The sequence below is a fragment of the Sphaerisporangium aureirubrum genome (genome assembly GCF_042658925.1).
GTDB lineage: Bacteria > Actinomycetota > Actinomycetes > Streptosporangiales > Streptosporangiaceae > Sphaerisporangium > Sphaerisporangium aureirubrum.
On record NZ_JBHSRF010000101.1, the window covers coordinates 1 to 12,899 of the forward strand.

A 12,899-nucleotide genomic window follows, 5' to 3' on the forward strand; every position below is an offset into this window, starting at 1 on the left:
CCCACCCCTCCACCCCGCCCCACAAGCCCAATCCTTTCGGTACGCTTACCCCAGACCCCGCCTCCGTAGCTCAGGGGATAGAGCACCGCTCTCCTAAAGCGGGTGCCGCAGGTTCGAATCCTGCCGGGGGCACTCTTTGATCAGCCCGAACACCCTCTCAGCTGGCGCTTTCTCGTATCCGACCGACGATCTTGCGCAGGTGGATGCAGCCGTAGGCAGCCGTGCGCCAATGATCGCGAAATATACGCGAAGTGATCTTGCACGCGTTTGGCCAGCTCAGCCCAGCAACGCGAAAGGCCCCGGGACAGATCCCGAGGCCCTCCCATCCTGACCGTCCTCACATCTTCAGCGCATTCGCGATCTTTCGATTGGTCTGCCGCGCATGCCCCTCAATGCACTTGGCGTAGACCCGCTGAAGGACTTCGACACTGTGCCCGGCGCGCTGAGCGACCTCGGTAGCCGGAACGCCGGCAGCCAGCCACAGCGAGACCGCCGCATGCCGCAGACCATACGGCGTCGCCGCCAGGGACGAGGCCACCTGCTCAGGCGTGAACGCCAGCACCCGCACCTGTTTCCAGACCCGGGAGATCGCCGAGGCACTGTATAGACCGCCCTTGCTCGTGGCGAAGAGCCGACCATCGCCGGCCAGCCCGTACTTCTCGACATGCTCCCGCATGATCGCCACCAGAGCCGGAGGAATCGGCACCGGCCGGATATCCCGCTCCGCACGATGCTTCAAGCCACGATCGTCGTGCGCCTCCCCTGAGTCGGTGTAACGCTTGTTAGCCGCCGGTCGCGCCTTCTCCAGGGTCAGCAGCCCCCATCCCTCCTCCGGCAGATGGCAGTTCGCCCGCATCAGTCCCGCAGCCTCTTCTGGCCGAAGTGCGGCGTAGTACATGCACGCGTACATGGCTCGCATCCGAGGACCGCGCGATCGGCCCACACGTAGTGCGGCATCTAGCAGCTTCCGAGCCTGACGGGGATTCACGACGGTGCGGGGATCCACCTCGTCCACCGTGTCCGGGGGTGTCCACCTGACGCCGTCGAGAGGGTTGGCGCCGAACACCTTCTCTTCTACGGCGAGTTCCAGCAGGTGATGCAAAACTTCCCGCTTGCGGAGCACCGTGTTCGCCGCCGCCTTCTGGCCCTTGAGCGTCACGGAGATCGCTTCCAGGACCATCCGGACGACGCGCGGCTCTTTGAGATCGGCGAGGGGAAGCGAGGCGGTCTCAAGCCACCGCAGCACCGGAACATACTCGGCCGACAGCTCTCCCCGGTGGCCCTCCGGGAGCAGGGCATGTTCACGTAGTACCTTGCGGAGTTCGTCCGCATCAGGTCGGCCCGGCAGGTCACTCGTGATCGCAGGAACCAACGCCAGCAAGGCGTAAGCGTCCGTCTCCCTGGTTCGGGCCGCCGAGGTCTTCCACCTTTGCGCGATGAAGATCTGTGCGAAGGCGAGGAAGGTCGGACCGGTCTCGGGTGCAGGCGCCAGCATCGACACGGGAAGGCCAGAAGCGAGGTCGAATGCCTCACCGTTCTTGGCCGCCAGCCGGAGGTCACGCAGGTAGCTGTTGGCGAGTTCCTTCGTGCGGAGGGTCTTGGACTTGACCTTGGCACCGACCCTCCACCGCACCACATAAGACGGCGTCTTACTGGACCCGTTCCGCTGAATCTCCCAGAACTTCACGTCATAGCTGGTGCTCACGCCGCCTCCCGCAATGACTCAAGCCATGCGGCGAGATCGCTCCGCCAGACGCACAAATCTCCATTCGGCAGCTTCAGGCAGACGGGGGCCCGCCCCAGTTCACGCCAGCGGTAGAAGGTCCGGCGGGAGACGCCGCCGAGTTCTTCGAGCACTTCGGGCAACGTCAGCAACTCGTCTCGGCGCGTCATCGCACACCGCCCAGGCGCACCCGGGAACCGTCCGTGAGCGCGGCGCTGAGGAGCTGTTCGCCGACTGGCAAGCCGCGGCCGACGTAAGTCCATTGGGCGATGGTCACCGGCTTGTCTCCCGGCAAGATTGGGAGGCGCCCTGTGCTGATCTCCGTCTGTCGCGCGTGATCTACACGACCCGCGCGGAGCTTGCCGATGGTGGTGGAGTAGCGGCGGCTTCTGGTGGAGAAGTGGCCGCGGTAGCCGAGCATGTGAGCCCAGTGGGTGAGGCGGAGTTCGGCCAGGTGGGAGAGTGCGTCGAGGCGGAAGCATTCGGCGATCAGGCGCGGGGGGTGGTCTCGCAGGCCGAGGGAGTCGAGGTTCTCCAGTGGGCGGACGGGGCGGTCGAGGGTGCCAACGCATTCGGCGGCTTTGGTGGCGTACTTGGCCACATAAGCCGCAACGCTCCGCTCGGACAGGCCGCCATCGGCTGTGATCGGCCGGATGTCGAGCTGTCGGCCCCACCGCAGGACTCGTACCGGCTCGTCTGGTGTGGTGGAGATGCGTACCGAGACGGCCGGGGCGGCGCCTTGTACGGCTGTGGTCAGGACGTCGGTGGTGGCCCAGGCCGGTGGCGGGGATGTCGGCCCGTTGGGTCCGTCGAGGCGGAGGACGGCGTGCAGGTGGACGACACCGCGGCGCTGGTATTCGGCGACCTTGGCGAACGAGAGGACCAGGTGTTCTCGCAGTTCGCGCAGGTTGAGCCCGCCCGCGGTGGCCAGGCGGCGGCGTAGGGCGTCGGTGAAGCGTGCCCACAGCAAGGAGGCGGCGGCGTTAAAGAGCACCGAGCCGGTGTGGTCGTAGCAGTCCAAACACAGCGGTTCGCCGAGGGTCTCATCGTCGGCAGCGTGGCGGGCGGTGCAGGAGAGCACGCGGCCGTGCGGGCACGGTGTGGCGGCGCGCCGGGGGTGGCAGGGCTGGACCTTGCCGCCCTGCTCTCGTCGGGTGTGGACGGGGCCGAAGGAGGGTGCGGTGAGGGTGACGAACAGGCAGGGGTGTTCGCTGACCGACGCCGGGACGCCCTTGCCGCCGATCAGGCCAGCGCGGATGAGCTGGTAGGTGTCGCCGCGGTAGGTCTTGGCGCATGCTGGGCAGCGGGTGGCCCGGCGGGTTTTGCAGGGCAGGCGTAGGACGCCGCCGGGTTCGGTGTGGGTGGTGTAGGTGTGCAGGCGTCGGCCGGTGGCGGGGTCTACGTGCAGGACGGTGCCGCGCATGTTGATGGGCTGTCGGCATCCGCCGGCCCGGCGGATCTGTGCGGCCCACCGGCCGTAGTCGGGGCCGTCGAGGCGGGCGGCTATAGCCGCGATCGCGTGCGGGGCGATGGTGGAGGGGGGCAAGATGGTGTCCTCCTTTCACTCGATGGGTGGAGGGATGGCCCCCGACCTGGCAGGCGTCTTGGTGGATGTACGGCCAGGCCGGGGGCGCCTGGGGCTCTAGGCCCCGTGGTTGTCGATGCCGGTGCCGAGGCAGTCGGCGCAGGTGTCGCCGAGGCTGTCGATTCCGGTTCCGTTGCAGGTGCAGCAGCGGTAACCCCGGATGATCACCTCGTCGTCGAGGTCGGTATCACTCATCGGGGTTGTCGAGGGCGACGCACCCGGCGTAGCTGATGTCGGCCTGGTAGAGGGCGCGTCCCTTGGCCAGCACTGCTACGGCGCGGTACTGGACCGGCCCGAAGTTGATCTGGGTGCGGTAGTGGCCGCCGGGCAGGCCGCTTGCGTCGATCTGGCTGCCGAGGTAGGTGGCGATTTTGTCGACGTCGGCGCGCATCTGGGGGTCGGGGGCGGTGTCGGGGAGGTAGTAGGCGGTGACGTCCTGGCAGGGGGTGGGGATGTCGGGGTTGGTGTCGAGGAAGTCGGCCAGGTCCCGGAGGCCGGCGATGTATGCGGCCCGGTCGTTGGTCATGGTGGGTTCTCCTTTCGTCAGGTGGGTTCGGGTGTGGTGCGCAGGTGGCGGAGCAGGTCGGATGCGAGTTGGTTGGATACTCCGAGCCGGGCGCGCAGGGTGTCGCGGTTGATGGGTTTGTGGTGTTGGGTGTGGTAGTCGGTGGCGACCTTGCGGGCGTAGTCGAGGAGTTCTGGGGACGGTCCCGGCTGGTCGTCCTTGTCGTCCTTGTCGTCCTGGTGGTCGGGGACGAGCGGGGGAGCTGTCGAGGACGAGGTGACCGTCACCGGGGACGGTGCGGGACGCGTCGCGGAGGAGCGGCGTTCGAGCATGGAGACCGCGACGAGGAATGCGCCCGCCGGGGTGGCCGCCATGATCCAGCCCCAGGCCGTTGGTTGGGCTTGGTGCAGGTTGGCGGCCAGGGACAGGACGACGCCGCCAGCCAGGACGAGAGTTGGCCAGGACGCCCACCCGGTCCGGGGACGTCGGGTTTTCTTGTCGCGTTGGCGTTCGCGTGCGGCCATGACGCAGGTGAGGTCGACGCAGACGGCGATGGCCCAGGCCATCGGGCCGTGTTGTCCGTGGGCGGTGGCGGTGTCGCGGATGTGGGTGAACGATCCGGCGCCGGCGATGGCCGCCAGGATGATGACCGGTCCGGAGTCGGCCAGCCAACCGGCGAAGCGTCGCATCGTGTCCCCCTTTCTGGTCGACGGGCGGTTCGGGTCAGGCGTCGAGCAGGACGGGGATGTCGGTCTCGGTCACCTCCCCGCGGTGTTCTGGGGCGGTGAGGTCGTCCCAGGACGGGGTGAGGTGGGCATACGTCCAGGCGGCCTGTTCGGCGATGTGCTCGGCCACGAGGAAGGACCGGGCCCGGTACCACTGGCCGTCTTGGGAGGCGACGATGGCGACCCCCGGCGTCTCGGCCGGGATGGCGCGGGCGGAGACCAGCGCGGCGGGGTCGAGGTCGCCCATAGTCATGGTCGCGGTTTCGGGGTCGTTGACCCGATGGCAGATGCGTCCCGAGCACTGGGCGCGCAGCGCGGTGACGCCGGGGCCAAGGTCGGAGCCGATTCGCTGCCCGCACAGGAACAGGTAGATGCCGAACGCGCGTCCGAGTTGGGCGATGCGCAGCAGTGCCGTAGAGGTTCTGGTGACCTGGTCTTTCTCGGACTTGTCGGCCATCAGGTACAGCTCGGCCAGTTCATCGACCAGGACCACGACCGGCACCGGCCGCAGGCCTGCGGGAAGCTGCCAGATGTTGCGGGCCCCGCCCGCGCGGCACAGCCCCATCCGGTCGAGCATCACCGCGACCAGGTCATCCAGCAGAGCGAGTGACTCGGCGCGGTCGGTGGCCAGCGCCGACAGCCGTTGCCCGTACGGGGCGAACTCGACCCCGCCTTTGAGGTCGAAGCCGACCAGGGCGACCGGTTGCGGTGCCAGCCCGACGATGAGGGCGTTCGCCAGGTTCGACTTGCCGGATTGGGTGGCGCCCGCGTTGAGCCAGTGCGGCACGGTGCGGAAGTCGATCGCCCACGGCCCGCCGGTTTCCAGCTTGCCGACGATGACCCTCAGCAGTTCACCGGAGGCCGGCAGGGTGTCCAGGCGCACCAGCGGGTCACGAATCGTCACGGCCAGCGTGACCCGCCCGCGGCGCGGGGAGGTGACCCGGACCGCGTGCACGCCCCAGGAGTGCGCCAGCCGTTCGGCGGCATCGGCGTAGTCGCCCGGGATCTGTCCCTCTAACAGCCGGACCGTGACGCGCCAGCCGTTCCGGGTGGGCAGGGGCAGCCACATCCACGGCTTGGTGTCGACGGCCACCCGTTGGAAGCGGCGCCGTACCTTGACGATGCCGGTCGAGGCGACGGCGCGCGGGACGACGGTGAACCACCAGCGCTGTTGCTTCTTGGTCAGGCCGCAGCCCAGGGCGACCTTGCGCCAGGTGGCCCGCACCTGGATCGCCGTGAGGGTGTAGCCGACCAGCAGCCAGTACGAGCGGTAGTGCCAGTGCCGCCACGTCCACACCGCGGTGAATAGCGCGGCCAGGTAGGCGAGTGTCCCGAGCATCAGGTCACGCACGGGCACCGGCCCCGGCGAGGGTGAAGGAGGTGGCGCGGTAGGAGATGCCCCACCGCTGGCCGATCTCCCAGACGTAGCCGACCAGGCCGACCGGGATGACCTCGTCCCCGGGCGAGATCGGGGAGTCGCCGGACAGGCCGACCTTGACCAGTTCGATCCGGCCGGTCTGGTCCTCTGCCAGCAGGACGACCTCTTGAACGATCTGGCCGGTCTTGTCCTTCTTGATCTCGCCGGTGTCCTGGTTGAGCAGGCGGGGCCGGGGCGCCTTCACGCAGGTGAAGCTCAATCGGTTGGTGTCGACGGGGATCGGGATGTTGCGCATGGACGAACCTCCTTATCGGTCTTAGCCAACATAGTTGACCTAGTTGGCCCGGCTGTCAATGACCTCGTGGTTGGCTTGGTTGGGAAAGGTGTGCTCAACTTGGGGAATGGTCAAGAAGACCGGCCGCCCCGGCTACCTGCAAATCGCCGATGAGCTGCGCGAACAGATCCGCCGTGGGACGCTCGCACCGGGCGACCCGTTGCCCTCGACGGCCCGGCTTTCCGAGGACTTCGACGCGTCGCTGTCGGTAGTGAAAATGGCCGTCGGCATCCTTCGCAACGAAGGGCTGGTCATCGGCCAGCAGGGCAAGGGCGTGTACGTCCGCGAGATCGACACCCCAGCCGGCGATACCGCTGCCGCCACCGCCGATGAGCTGGCCGAGATCCGCGCGAGCATCAAAGAGCTGACCGCGCGACTCGAACGCGTGGAGTCGACCCTGTCGCAGCAGGCCGGCAAGCCCCGCCGGTCGCCACGAAGCTGACCTCAGCCCCGTCCACGTCGCCCGCCCCGGACCGGTTGTCCCGGACGTGCACGCCGATGACTCGCCGGGCGAACGTCGCCGAGTGCGATTGCGGCTTGACCGGCAGAATCATCCGCCGGTCCTCCTGGCGAACGCCGACCAGCACGACCAGGAAGGCGATGATCCCCGCGACACCCAGTGCGATCACGGCCAAGGGAAACAACGTGTTCATGACCAGATCACCCCGGCGCACGGCGAAGCCGCAGGAAGGAAAGCCAGACCGATGAAGGTCACCGCCAGGACGACCGCCGCCGCGGCACCGGGGCTGTTGCCGCCGGGGCGACGGGGACGACCGGCCGGCCGGGTACTGCCACCGCGACCCTTGCGCCGCTTGATCTGACGACGCTGCCAGCGCAGCACCGCCGTGCACTTCCGGCAGGTACCGGCCTCCTTGGGCATCCGTGCGCCGCACGCGCACGGCGGGCTCTCGTCCAGCGGGGGAATCTCGTGGGTCATCTGCGTTTCTCCTCTCTCGTCACGGGCGTTTCGTGGTGCAAGACGAGGATGCGACGCAGCGTAGGGACGAGATCACTACACGACTGGACGTGTGCAAGACGTCCCGACTAGGGTTTGCCGTCCCAGGACGTCCTAGCGGGCAGGTGAAATGGCCAACGAACGGTTGCGAGCGGCGCTGCTGGAACGCGGCGTATCGATCAGCGACCTGGCCACCGCCACCGCCGTGGACCCCAAGACCGTCGAACGCTGGATCACCCAGGCCCGCCGCCCCTACCGCAAACACCGCTACATGATCGCCACGTTCCTCCAGGTAGACGAGACCTACCTATGGCCCGACGCTCTCACCCCAGAGCAGGTCACCGCGGCCGGCGAAAGCGAGATCATCCACGTCTACCCGCACCGCTGGGCCGTCCCCCGGGACATCTGGGGACGTTTCTTCACCGAAGCCAAACAAGACATCGGCCTGCTGCTCTACAGCGGCATGTTCCTCGCCGAAGACGCGGGCATGGTCAAGCTTCTCGGCGACAAGGCCGCCGCCGGGGTCCGCGTACGCATCCTGCTGGGCGACCCCGACTCACCCCAGGTCGCCCAGCGCGGCGCCGACGAGGGCATCGGCGAGGCGATGGGCGCCAAGGCCCGCAACGCCCTGGTGCTCTACCAGCCGATCCGTGACATCGAAGGTGTGGAGATCCGCCAGCACGGCACGATCCTGTACAACTCGATCTACCGCGCCGACGACCAGTTCCTCATCAACCCGCACGTCTACGGCCAGCCCGCCGCCAACGCCCCGGTCTTGCACCTGAAGAAAGTGATCGGCGGGGACATGGTGTCCACCTACACGGCCAGCTTCGAACGGGTGTGGGAGCAGGCCAGCCCGGTAGAGTCCTGATCATGGCCCGCCGCATCGACTACTACGACGACCCGAAGGCGCCCGCGGCCAACAGCCTGGTCCCCTCGGTCAACGTCGTGGTCACCAACCAGGCCGACGACATCCTGATGATCCGCCGCACCGACAACGACAACTGGGCCGTCCCCGGCGGCGCGATCGATCTTGGCGAGTCCATCCCCCAGGCCGCCATCCGCGAGACCCGGGAGGAAACCGGGATCGAGTGCGAGATCACCGGCATCGTCGGCACCTACAGCGACCCCAAGCACGTGATCCTCTACACCAGCAACGGCGAAGCCCGGCAGGAATTCTCCATCGTGCTCACCGCCCGAGCCGTCAGCGGCGAGCCAACCCCGAGCGACGAGTCACGCGAGGTGCGCTGGGTACGCCGCGACGAAGCCGAGCGATACCCGATGGATCGCTCGATGCGGCTGCGCATCGGCCACTACCTCAGCGGTGCCGCCCGGCCGTACATCGGCTAGCGCCATCCGCTGCTCAATGGCCCGCACCGCCGACAGCATGCACGGAGTGGCCTTCTCAATGGTGGCCGTGACCAGGTCATCCGGGCCGTAGCGCTGCCGGATCTCGGCCAGCCGGTCAACGGCCCGCACAGGTATCCCGTCCGGGCTGGTGGTCATGTCGCAGTAGGTCAGCGCCTGAACCAGGTCCGTCCGCCGCTTGGGGAACTCCCCTTGCAGGATGTCCAGCAGTCCACGGTCACCGGCCTCGATCTCCGCGCAGGTGTGATGCGCGACCAGCGTGCACAGCAGCTCATCGGCCCCATGCACGTCCCGCAGATACCGCGCCCCGTCAATCGGGTGAAAGCCGACGTCCACCAGATCCGGGGCGTACCCGATGTCGTGCAGGTAGGCCGACATGGCCAGAAGTTCAGCGTCCCTGCCCAGGATCGGGGCGAGCTGCTCAGCCCGCCGCCCGACCCCAAGCGAGTGCTCCCACCGGCGCGGCAACGCGTCCTGGAGCGTCTTCCGTGCCAGCTCACGGGCCCAGGCGATGTTGATGTCCCTCATGTGGCTCACCATCGCAGGCCCCCTCGCGCCCGATCCAGGGATCTGACTCAGACGTCTTGAGACGTCCTTCCCGGTCCGGGCGGACGAACCGGCCCTTCCCATGCACCGCGACGATCAGCCCCTCACCTTCCAGCAGCCCGAGCGCCTGACGGACCGTAGACCGCGAGGCCGCGTAGTGCTGCCGCAGATCCCGCTCACTGGGCACCTTGCCCGCCGGCGGCAACCGGCCCGACTCGATCTGTGTCCGCAACTCCGCTGCGATCGTCTGATACAGGTACTCCCGATCGAGATGGCGGATCTCCTCGCGCAGTACCAGGTATCCCTTGGAGGGGACGGCGACCACGAGGTTCTCCCCCACCAGCACCCGCAGCGCACGCCGCGCCGTGTTCCGCGCCACCCCGAACTCGGTGCTGAGCGCCGCCTCGGACGGCAGGTAGGTGCCACCGGGATACACCCCTGCGGTGACCCGGTCCCGCACCCGATCGGCGAGTTGCACATACACCCGCCACCCGGTCAGCCACCTACCCGCCGTCCCGCGCTTGTCCGGCTCACCGGCCGCTAAATCGCTCACGACTTGTAGGCGTCCAGGATCTTCTGAAGCTCCGCCGCCCGCGGCCCCTGGTCCTCCTCTGCAGGCCACCCCGCCTGCGCCGCCGCCGCGATCACCTCGGCCGCGTCACCGAGTTGGTGACACGAGGTGCGCTCATCGTTGCGCCCACCCCAGATGAACCACAGGAACGTCAGGTGCACATACACCCGCCGCGACCGAAGCCGACCGTCGAACACCTCCAGACACGGCCGATCGTCCTGATCAGACAGGTGATGCGCCTCCACCCCCCGCCCCGCCAGAAGATCCCGCAGCCCCAGCAACAGCCGATCCATGGCCGGCCGCTCCCGCTCGTCGATCTTGCCCATCGGCATCCCTTCCGCTCCCGCGCACCGCCCAACCGGTCACGCTGCGTGCCAACGAGCCTGCTCTCCGCCGAGGAACTTCTACACCACCACCAGGGACGTCTAGGGACGTCTTATGCTAGCGTCGTCGTGCCGGTACACCCGCCAAGGAGGGAACCAGCATGAACGACAACCTCCGCCACGCCCTCGCCCAAGCCCGCATGCGCACCATCGACATCGCCACAACCCTCGCCGTCGACCCCAAAACCGTCGACCGCTGGCTAAAGGGACGCGTCCCCCATCCTCGCCACCGCTGGGCCATTGCCGACCTTCTCAACGCCCACGAAGAAGACCTCTGGCCCCATGCCGCCCACCCTCACCGCCCCATCGGCCCCGATATCAAAGCCGTCTACCCTCACCGCTGGGCCGTCCCTCAAGCCCTCTGGCGCCAACTCTTCGCCGCCGCGCACGAGCAGATCGACATCCTCGTCTACAGCGGCCTATTCCTCGCCGAGAACGCCGGCATCCTCCACCTCATCACCGAACGCGCTCAAGCCGGCGTCCGCGTCCGCATCATGCTCGGCGACCCCGACAGCCCTCACGTCGCCGCCCGAGGCACAGACGAAGGCATCGGCCCCAACCTCATGACCGCCCGCATCCACAACGCCATCAAGCTCTACACACCACTCCAAGGCACCGAAGGCGTAGAGATCCGCCTCCATCACACGGTCCTCTACAACTCCATCTACCGCGCTGACGACGACCTCCTCATCAACCTCCACGCCTACGGCACCCCAGCCGCCCAAGCCCCCGTCATGCACATCCACACCCACAACGACACCAGCACAGCAACGACCTACCTCACCAGCATCGAACACACCTGGACCAGCGCAACACCGCTCACCCACCCCAGCGACCAGGGCACCTGACCAAGATCCGAAAGTAACTTATCTGTACATCTATCAAGGCCAGCCCGCCTGCGGCGCGCTGGCGCGCGTCGGGCGGTCGCGGGCCGCGCTGCGGCTCTTCGGCCGGTCGCGGCACGCGCCACCCCACGCGCACGAACGAGTGGCGTGTGACGCTCAAGAGAGAGTCCTAATACGGGAGTCGAGCTGCCCACCGTGCCCATTCGGATGCAGGGAGTTCTCTTAACCACTTCGGAAGCTTGTTCAAGGTGAAGACCACGACCTTGTCGCCGGGAGCATCCTCAAGGTCTCCGCCGAGGATCGAACCATCCGGCAATTGGAGCAGCAGATCCACACCACCGGTCGGCCATCGATTGAGCGCGTCCTTCATCACCGGCCGCGCGTCGTACTCGAATTCACCGGAAGTGAGGAGGCGGGGGTGCGCCAAGACCAGGGCAGTCCGAGTGATGGGCCGGCCGGGAAGTGGACCTAGGCGATGATGCGTCTGCAACTGGTCGAGGAGGAACAAGAGATTGTCTCGTTCGCGAGTACGGATGCTGCCCCTGATCAGCACTGTATAGAAGCCTTGGACGGCCCGAAAGAAGCTCTCCAACTCCTCCCGCGTCATGACCGTGCCGGGGGTGGTCTGGCTATGCGACGGCGTGGCTTCCAACCGACCGTCGGAATGTGGTTTGAGTCGCCGATGCACCACTGAATCCCTGAGGTCGAGAGTGTTTGCATATACGTGCATAAACCGCTTCCAAAGCGGAGTTTCATTGACAAAAGGCGCAGGGGCGGGACTTGGTCCGTTCGCGTTGGTTGCGACATTGATTTTCTTCGAAATCCTCTGCGGACTTCCGTCGGGCAACGGGCCAAGAATGTTGTCCATCGTAAGGTCCAGGATCTTCCACGCTGCACCGAACACGAGTGGCGTGATATCCAATTCAGTCAGTCGGCCATTCACCACAGCTCGCATCCGGGCCGGAACGCCGCCGGCGAACGCATGAAGGCGGAAGGGGACGCCACCCAAACCTCGATAGTCCATGACCTGTGAAGCTGGCTGCGGGAAGAGCGCTGGGGCGACCTCGTCCAGAATGTATTGCTCGAAGATTGAATCTTGGTCCAGTTGGGTGGAGGAGAACGTCACGGGGAACGCCTTTCCGAACCTCTGTCGATCCTGAGTGGCTTCATGTGGTCGGCAAGGACGATCGAGCATCGACGGTCTACGCGTCTTGCCCTCACGTCGAAGATCCTTTGCCTCGCGCCCACGCATTCGGGGCAACCCTTCGTTACCTTAACGCCAACCACTTCTGGTGCGCGGCTCTCGCTAGTGGTGACGCCCCTTTGACCGAGGACGAGTCCAAGGGCTGTGGGACTATCAGGGGATGCAGGAGCCGAGTGCACGGTCACGAAGGGCCGAAACCGGCGCCATTGATCGGATTTCGGCGAGACCATTGAACGGGCCGCAGCGGATAATCGCCTAGCTGATGAAGGAGGGGATGACTTCTCAGAGCCAAGATGTATCGGGGATCGCTGCCCACCGCACCTAGTACCGAGAATCAGTAAGGGCTCGGAATCTGCGCGGACCCGTCCGCGACTACAAGAGAGCTTTCGCCCCGCTACTCGCCAAAAACTGCCGCATCCTTTGTTGTCCGAACGAGGAATATGTCGTCCGCGAGCCGGATGATCACTGGGAAATCGACTCCAGCGATTGCCCTCAATAATGTGTGCCATCTGGCTCTCGTCAACGCCCAGGCCAGCAGCCGACGTGATCTTTCCTCCGTCGTGTAATCAATGATCTTAGTAACTATTTCAGCTAGGTAATCGGGATGCTCAATGGTCTGAGCGATAGCTTCGGCGCGGTCGAACTGTCCGTTCCTGGCCAGGGCACCGGCCAGATCGATCAGCGCGCGGGCTTGAATGTCTGGTTTGGCGATCGCACTAGCGGCCGCTTCAGCACGATCGGCTACCTCCACGGCACGGTCGACCTGCCCGCTGTCGG

Annotated in this window: 18 protein-coding genes and 1 tRNA gene; 5 read left to right on the forward strand and 14 right to left on the reverse strand. The window is 66.6% G+C overall.

Annotated features, from left to right (window positions below):
• Positions 1-59 precede the first annotated feature (59 nt).
• Positions 60-132 (forward strand) — tRNA-Arg (locus tag ACFP1K_RS36900).
• Between the two features lie 205 nt (positions 133-337).
• Here the strand turns inward: ACFP1K_RS36900 and ACFP1K_RS36905 are convergent.
• From ACFP1K_RS36905 to ACFP1K_RS36940, 8 genes are all read right to left on the reverse strand, one after another.
• Positions 338-1,705: a tyrosine-type recombinase/integrase gene (locus ACFP1K_RS36905; protein ID WP_380762322.1), complete on the reverse strand. Its 1,368-nt coding sequence runs from the start codon at positions 1,703-1,705 to the stop codon at positions 338-340.
• Entirely contained in the window at positions 1,702-1,893 is a 192-nt protein-coding gene (locus tag ACFP1K_RS36910) for a helix-turn-helix transcriptional regulator (protein ID WP_380762324.1), read from the reverse strand. The genes ACFP1K_RS36905 and ACFP1K_RS36910 overlap by 4 nt, the downstream gene beginning before the upstream one ends.
• Positions 1,890-3,269: a replication initiator gene (locus tag ACFP1K_RS36915; RefSeq protein WP_380762326.1), complete on the reverse strand. Its 1,380-nt coding sequence runs from the start codon at positions 3,267-3,269 to the stop codon at positions 1,890-1,892. The genes ACFP1K_RS36910 and ACFP1K_RS36915 overlap by 4 nt, the downstream gene beginning before the upstream one ends.
• Positions 3,270-3,365: 96 nt before the next feature.
• Positions 3,366-3,503, reverse strand: coding sequence for a hypothetical protein (locus tag ACFP1K_RS36920; protein ID WP_380762328.1), 138 nt, complete (start codon positions 3,501-3,503; stop codon positions 3,366-3,368).
• Positions 3,496-3,834 carry a hypothetical protein gene (locus ACFP1K_RS36925; protein ID WP_380762330.1) on the reverse strand — a complete coding sequence of 113 codons (339 nt, stop codon included), beginning with the start codon at positions 3,832-3,834 and terminating at the stop codon, positions 3,496-3,498. Before ACFP1K_RS36925 ends, ACFP1K_RS36920 begins: the two co-directional genes overlap by 8 nt.
• A gap of 17 nt (positions 3,835-3,851) precedes the next feature.
• Positions 3,852-4,502, reverse strand: coding sequence for a DUF2637 domain-containing protein (locus ACFP1K_RS36930; protein WP_380762332.1), 651 nt, complete (start codon positions 4,500-4,502; stop codon positions 3,852-3,854).
• Between the two features lie 34 nt (positions 4,503-4,536).
• Complete coding sequence (locus ACFP1K_RS36935) at positions 4,537-5,877, reverse strand: FtsK/SpoIIIE domain-containing protein (RefSeq protein ID WP_380762373.1); 1,341 nt, start codon at positions 5,875-5,877, stop codon at positions 4,537-4,539.
• Between the two features lie 4 nt (positions 5,878-5,881).
• Positions 5,882-6,211, reverse strand: a complete 330-nt coding sequence (locus tag ACFP1K_RS36940) for an SCO3933 family regulatory protein (RefSeq protein WP_380762334.1) — start codon at positions 6,209-6,211, stop codon at positions 5,882-5,884.
• 106 nt (positions 6,212-6,317) lie between these two features.
• Here ACFP1K_RS36940 and ACFP1K_RS36945 point away from each other — a divergent pair, with 106 nt between their 5' ends.
• Positions 6,318-6,692, forward strand: coding sequence for a winged helix-turn-helix domain-containing protein (locus ACFP1K_RS36945; RefSeq protein WP_380762336.1), 375 nt, complete (start codon positions 6,318-6,320; stop codon positions 6,690-6,692).
• Between the two features lie 207 nt (positions 6,693-6,899).
• Here the strand turns inward: ACFP1K_RS36945 and ACFP1K_RS36950 are convergent, their stop codons facing one another.
• Positions 6,900-7,187 (reverse strand): hypothetical protein, encoded by a 288-nt coding sequence (locus ACFP1K_RS36950; RefSeq protein WP_380762338.1) that lies wholly within the window; start codon positions 7,185-7,187, stop codon positions 6,900-6,902.
• Between the two features lie 148 nt (positions 7,188-7,335).
• Between ACFP1K_RS36950 and ACFP1K_RS36955 the strand changes: the two genes are divergently transcribed.
• Both ACFP1K_RS36955 and ACFP1K_RS36960 read left to right on the forward strand, forming a co-directional pair.
• The gene (locus tag ACFP1K_RS36955) at positions 7,336-8,076 is read left to right on the forward strand and encodes a helix-turn-helix domain-containing protein (RefSeq protein ID WP_380762339.1); all 741 of its coding nucleotides are present in this window, start codon (positions 7,336-7,338) and stop codon (positions 8,074-8,076) included.
• 2 nt (positions 8,077-8,078) lie between these two features.
• Positions 8,079-8,555, forward strand: a complete 477-nt coding sequence (locus tag ACFP1K_RS36960; RefSeq protein WP_380762341.1) for an NUDIX hydrolase — start codon at positions 8,079-8,081, stop codon at positions 8,553-8,555.
• Here ACFP1K_RS36960 and ACFP1K_RS36965 read toward each other — a convergent pair.
• Genes ACFP1K_RS36965 through ACFP1K_RS36975 form a run of 3 tightly spaced genes read right to left on the reverse strand, consistent with a single transcriptional unit; the run spans position 8,439 to position 10,016 of the window.
• Positions 8,439-9,101 (reverse strand): HD domain-containing protein, encoded by a 663-nt coding sequence (locus ACFP1K_RS36965; protein ID WP_380762343.1) that lies wholly within the window; start codon positions 9,099-9,101, stop codon positions 8,439-8,441. The genes ACFP1K_RS36960 and ACFP1K_RS36965 overlap by 117 nt on opposite strands.
• Positions 9,070-9,672 (reverse strand): GntR family transcriptional regulator, encoded by a 603-nt coding sequence (locus ACFP1K_RS36970; RefSeq protein ID WP_380762345.1) that lies wholly within the window; start codon positions 9,670-9,672, stop codon positions 9,070-9,072. The genes ACFP1K_RS36965 and ACFP1K_RS36970 overlap by 32 nt, the downstream gene beginning before the upstream one ends.
• Positions 9,669-10,016, reverse strand: a complete 348-nt coding sequence (locus ACFP1K_RS36975; RefSeq protein ID WP_380762347.1) for a hypothetical protein — start codon at positions 10,014-10,016, stop codon at positions 9,669-9,671. The genes ACFP1K_RS36970 and ACFP1K_RS36975 overlap by 4 nt, the downstream gene beginning before the upstream one ends.
• A 158-nt stretch (positions 10,017-10,174) precedes the next feature.
• Here ACFP1K_RS36975 and ACFP1K_RS36980 point away from each other — a divergent pair, with 158 nt between their 5' ends.
• Positions 10,175-10,921, forward strand: coding sequence for an XRE family transcriptional regulator (locus ACFP1K_RS36980; RefSeq protein ID WP_380762349.1), 747 nt, complete (start codon positions 10,175-10,177; stop codon positions 10,919-10,921).
• A 166-nt stretch (positions 10,922-11,087) separates the two neighbouring features.
• Here ACFP1K_RS36980 and ACFP1K_RS36985 read toward each other — a convergent pair whose 3' ends face one another.
• Both ACFP1K_RS36985 and ACFP1K_RS36990 read right to left on the reverse strand, forming a co-directional pair.
• Positions 11,088-12,044, reverse strand: a complete 957-nt coding sequence (locus ACFP1K_RS36985) for a hypothetical protein (protein WP_380762351.1) — start codon at positions 12,042-12,044, stop codon at positions 11,088-11,090.
• Positions 12,045-12,516: 472 nt separating this feature from the next.
• Positions 12,517-12,899, reverse strand: a 383-nt coding sequence (locus ACFP1K_RS36990; protein WP_380762353.1) for a hypothetical protein, incomplete at its 5' end; no start/stop codon positions are given.

Coding starts and splice junctions, on each gene's coding strand:
- ACFP1K_RS36910 (WP_380762324.1), bottom strand. CDS start 1,893: ATGACGCGCCGAGACGAGTTGCTGACGTTGCCCGAAGTGCTCGAAGAA.
- ACFP1K_RS36920 (WP_380762328.1), bottom strand. CDS start 3,503: ATGAGTGATACCGACCTCGACGACGAGGTGATCATCCGGGGTTACCGC.
- ACFP1K_RS36925 (WP_380762330.1), bottom strand. CDS start 3,834: ATGACCAACGACCGGGCCGCATACATCGCCGGCCTCCGGGACCTGGCC.
- ACFP1K_RS36930 (WP_380762332.1), bottom strand. CDS start 4,502: ATGCGACGCTTCGCCGGTTGGCTGGCCGACTCCGGACCGGTCATCATC.
- ACFP1K_RS36935 (WP_380762373.1), bottom strand. CDS start 5,877: ATGCTCGGGACACTCGCCTACCTGGCCGCGCTATTCACCGCGGTGTGG.
- ACFP1K_RS36940 (WP_380762334.1), bottom strand. CDS start 6,211: ATGCGCAACATCCCGATCCCCGTCGACACCAACCGATTGAGCTTCACC.
- ACFP1K_RS36945 (WP_380762336.1), top strand. CDS start 6,318: ATGGTCAAGAAGACCGGCCGCCCCGGCTACCTGCAAATCGCCGATGAG.
- ACFP1K_RS36950 (WP_380762338.1), bottom strand. CDS start 7,187: ATGACCCACGAGATTCCCCCGCTGGACGAGAGCCCGCCGTGCGCGTGC.
- ACFP1K_RS36955 (WP_380762339.1), top strand. CDS start 7,336: ATGGCCAACGAACGGTTGCGAGCGGCGCTGCTGGAACGCGGCGTATCG.
- ACFP1K_RS36960 (WP_380762341.1), top strand. CDS start 8,079: ATGGCCCGCCGCATCGACTACTACGACGACCCGAAGGCGCCCGCGGCC.
- ACFP1K_RS36965 (WP_380762343.1), bottom strand. CDS start 9,101: ATGAGGGACATCAACATCGCCTGGGCCCGTGAGCTGGCACGGAAGACG.
- ACFP1K_RS36975 (WP_380762347.1), bottom strand. CDS start 10,016: ATGGGCAAGATCGACGAGCGGGAGCGGCCGGCCATGGATCGGCTGTTG.
- ACFP1K_RS36980 (WP_380762349.1), top strand. CDS start 10,175: ATGAACGACAACCTCCGCCACGCCCTCGCCCAAGCCCGCATGCGCACC.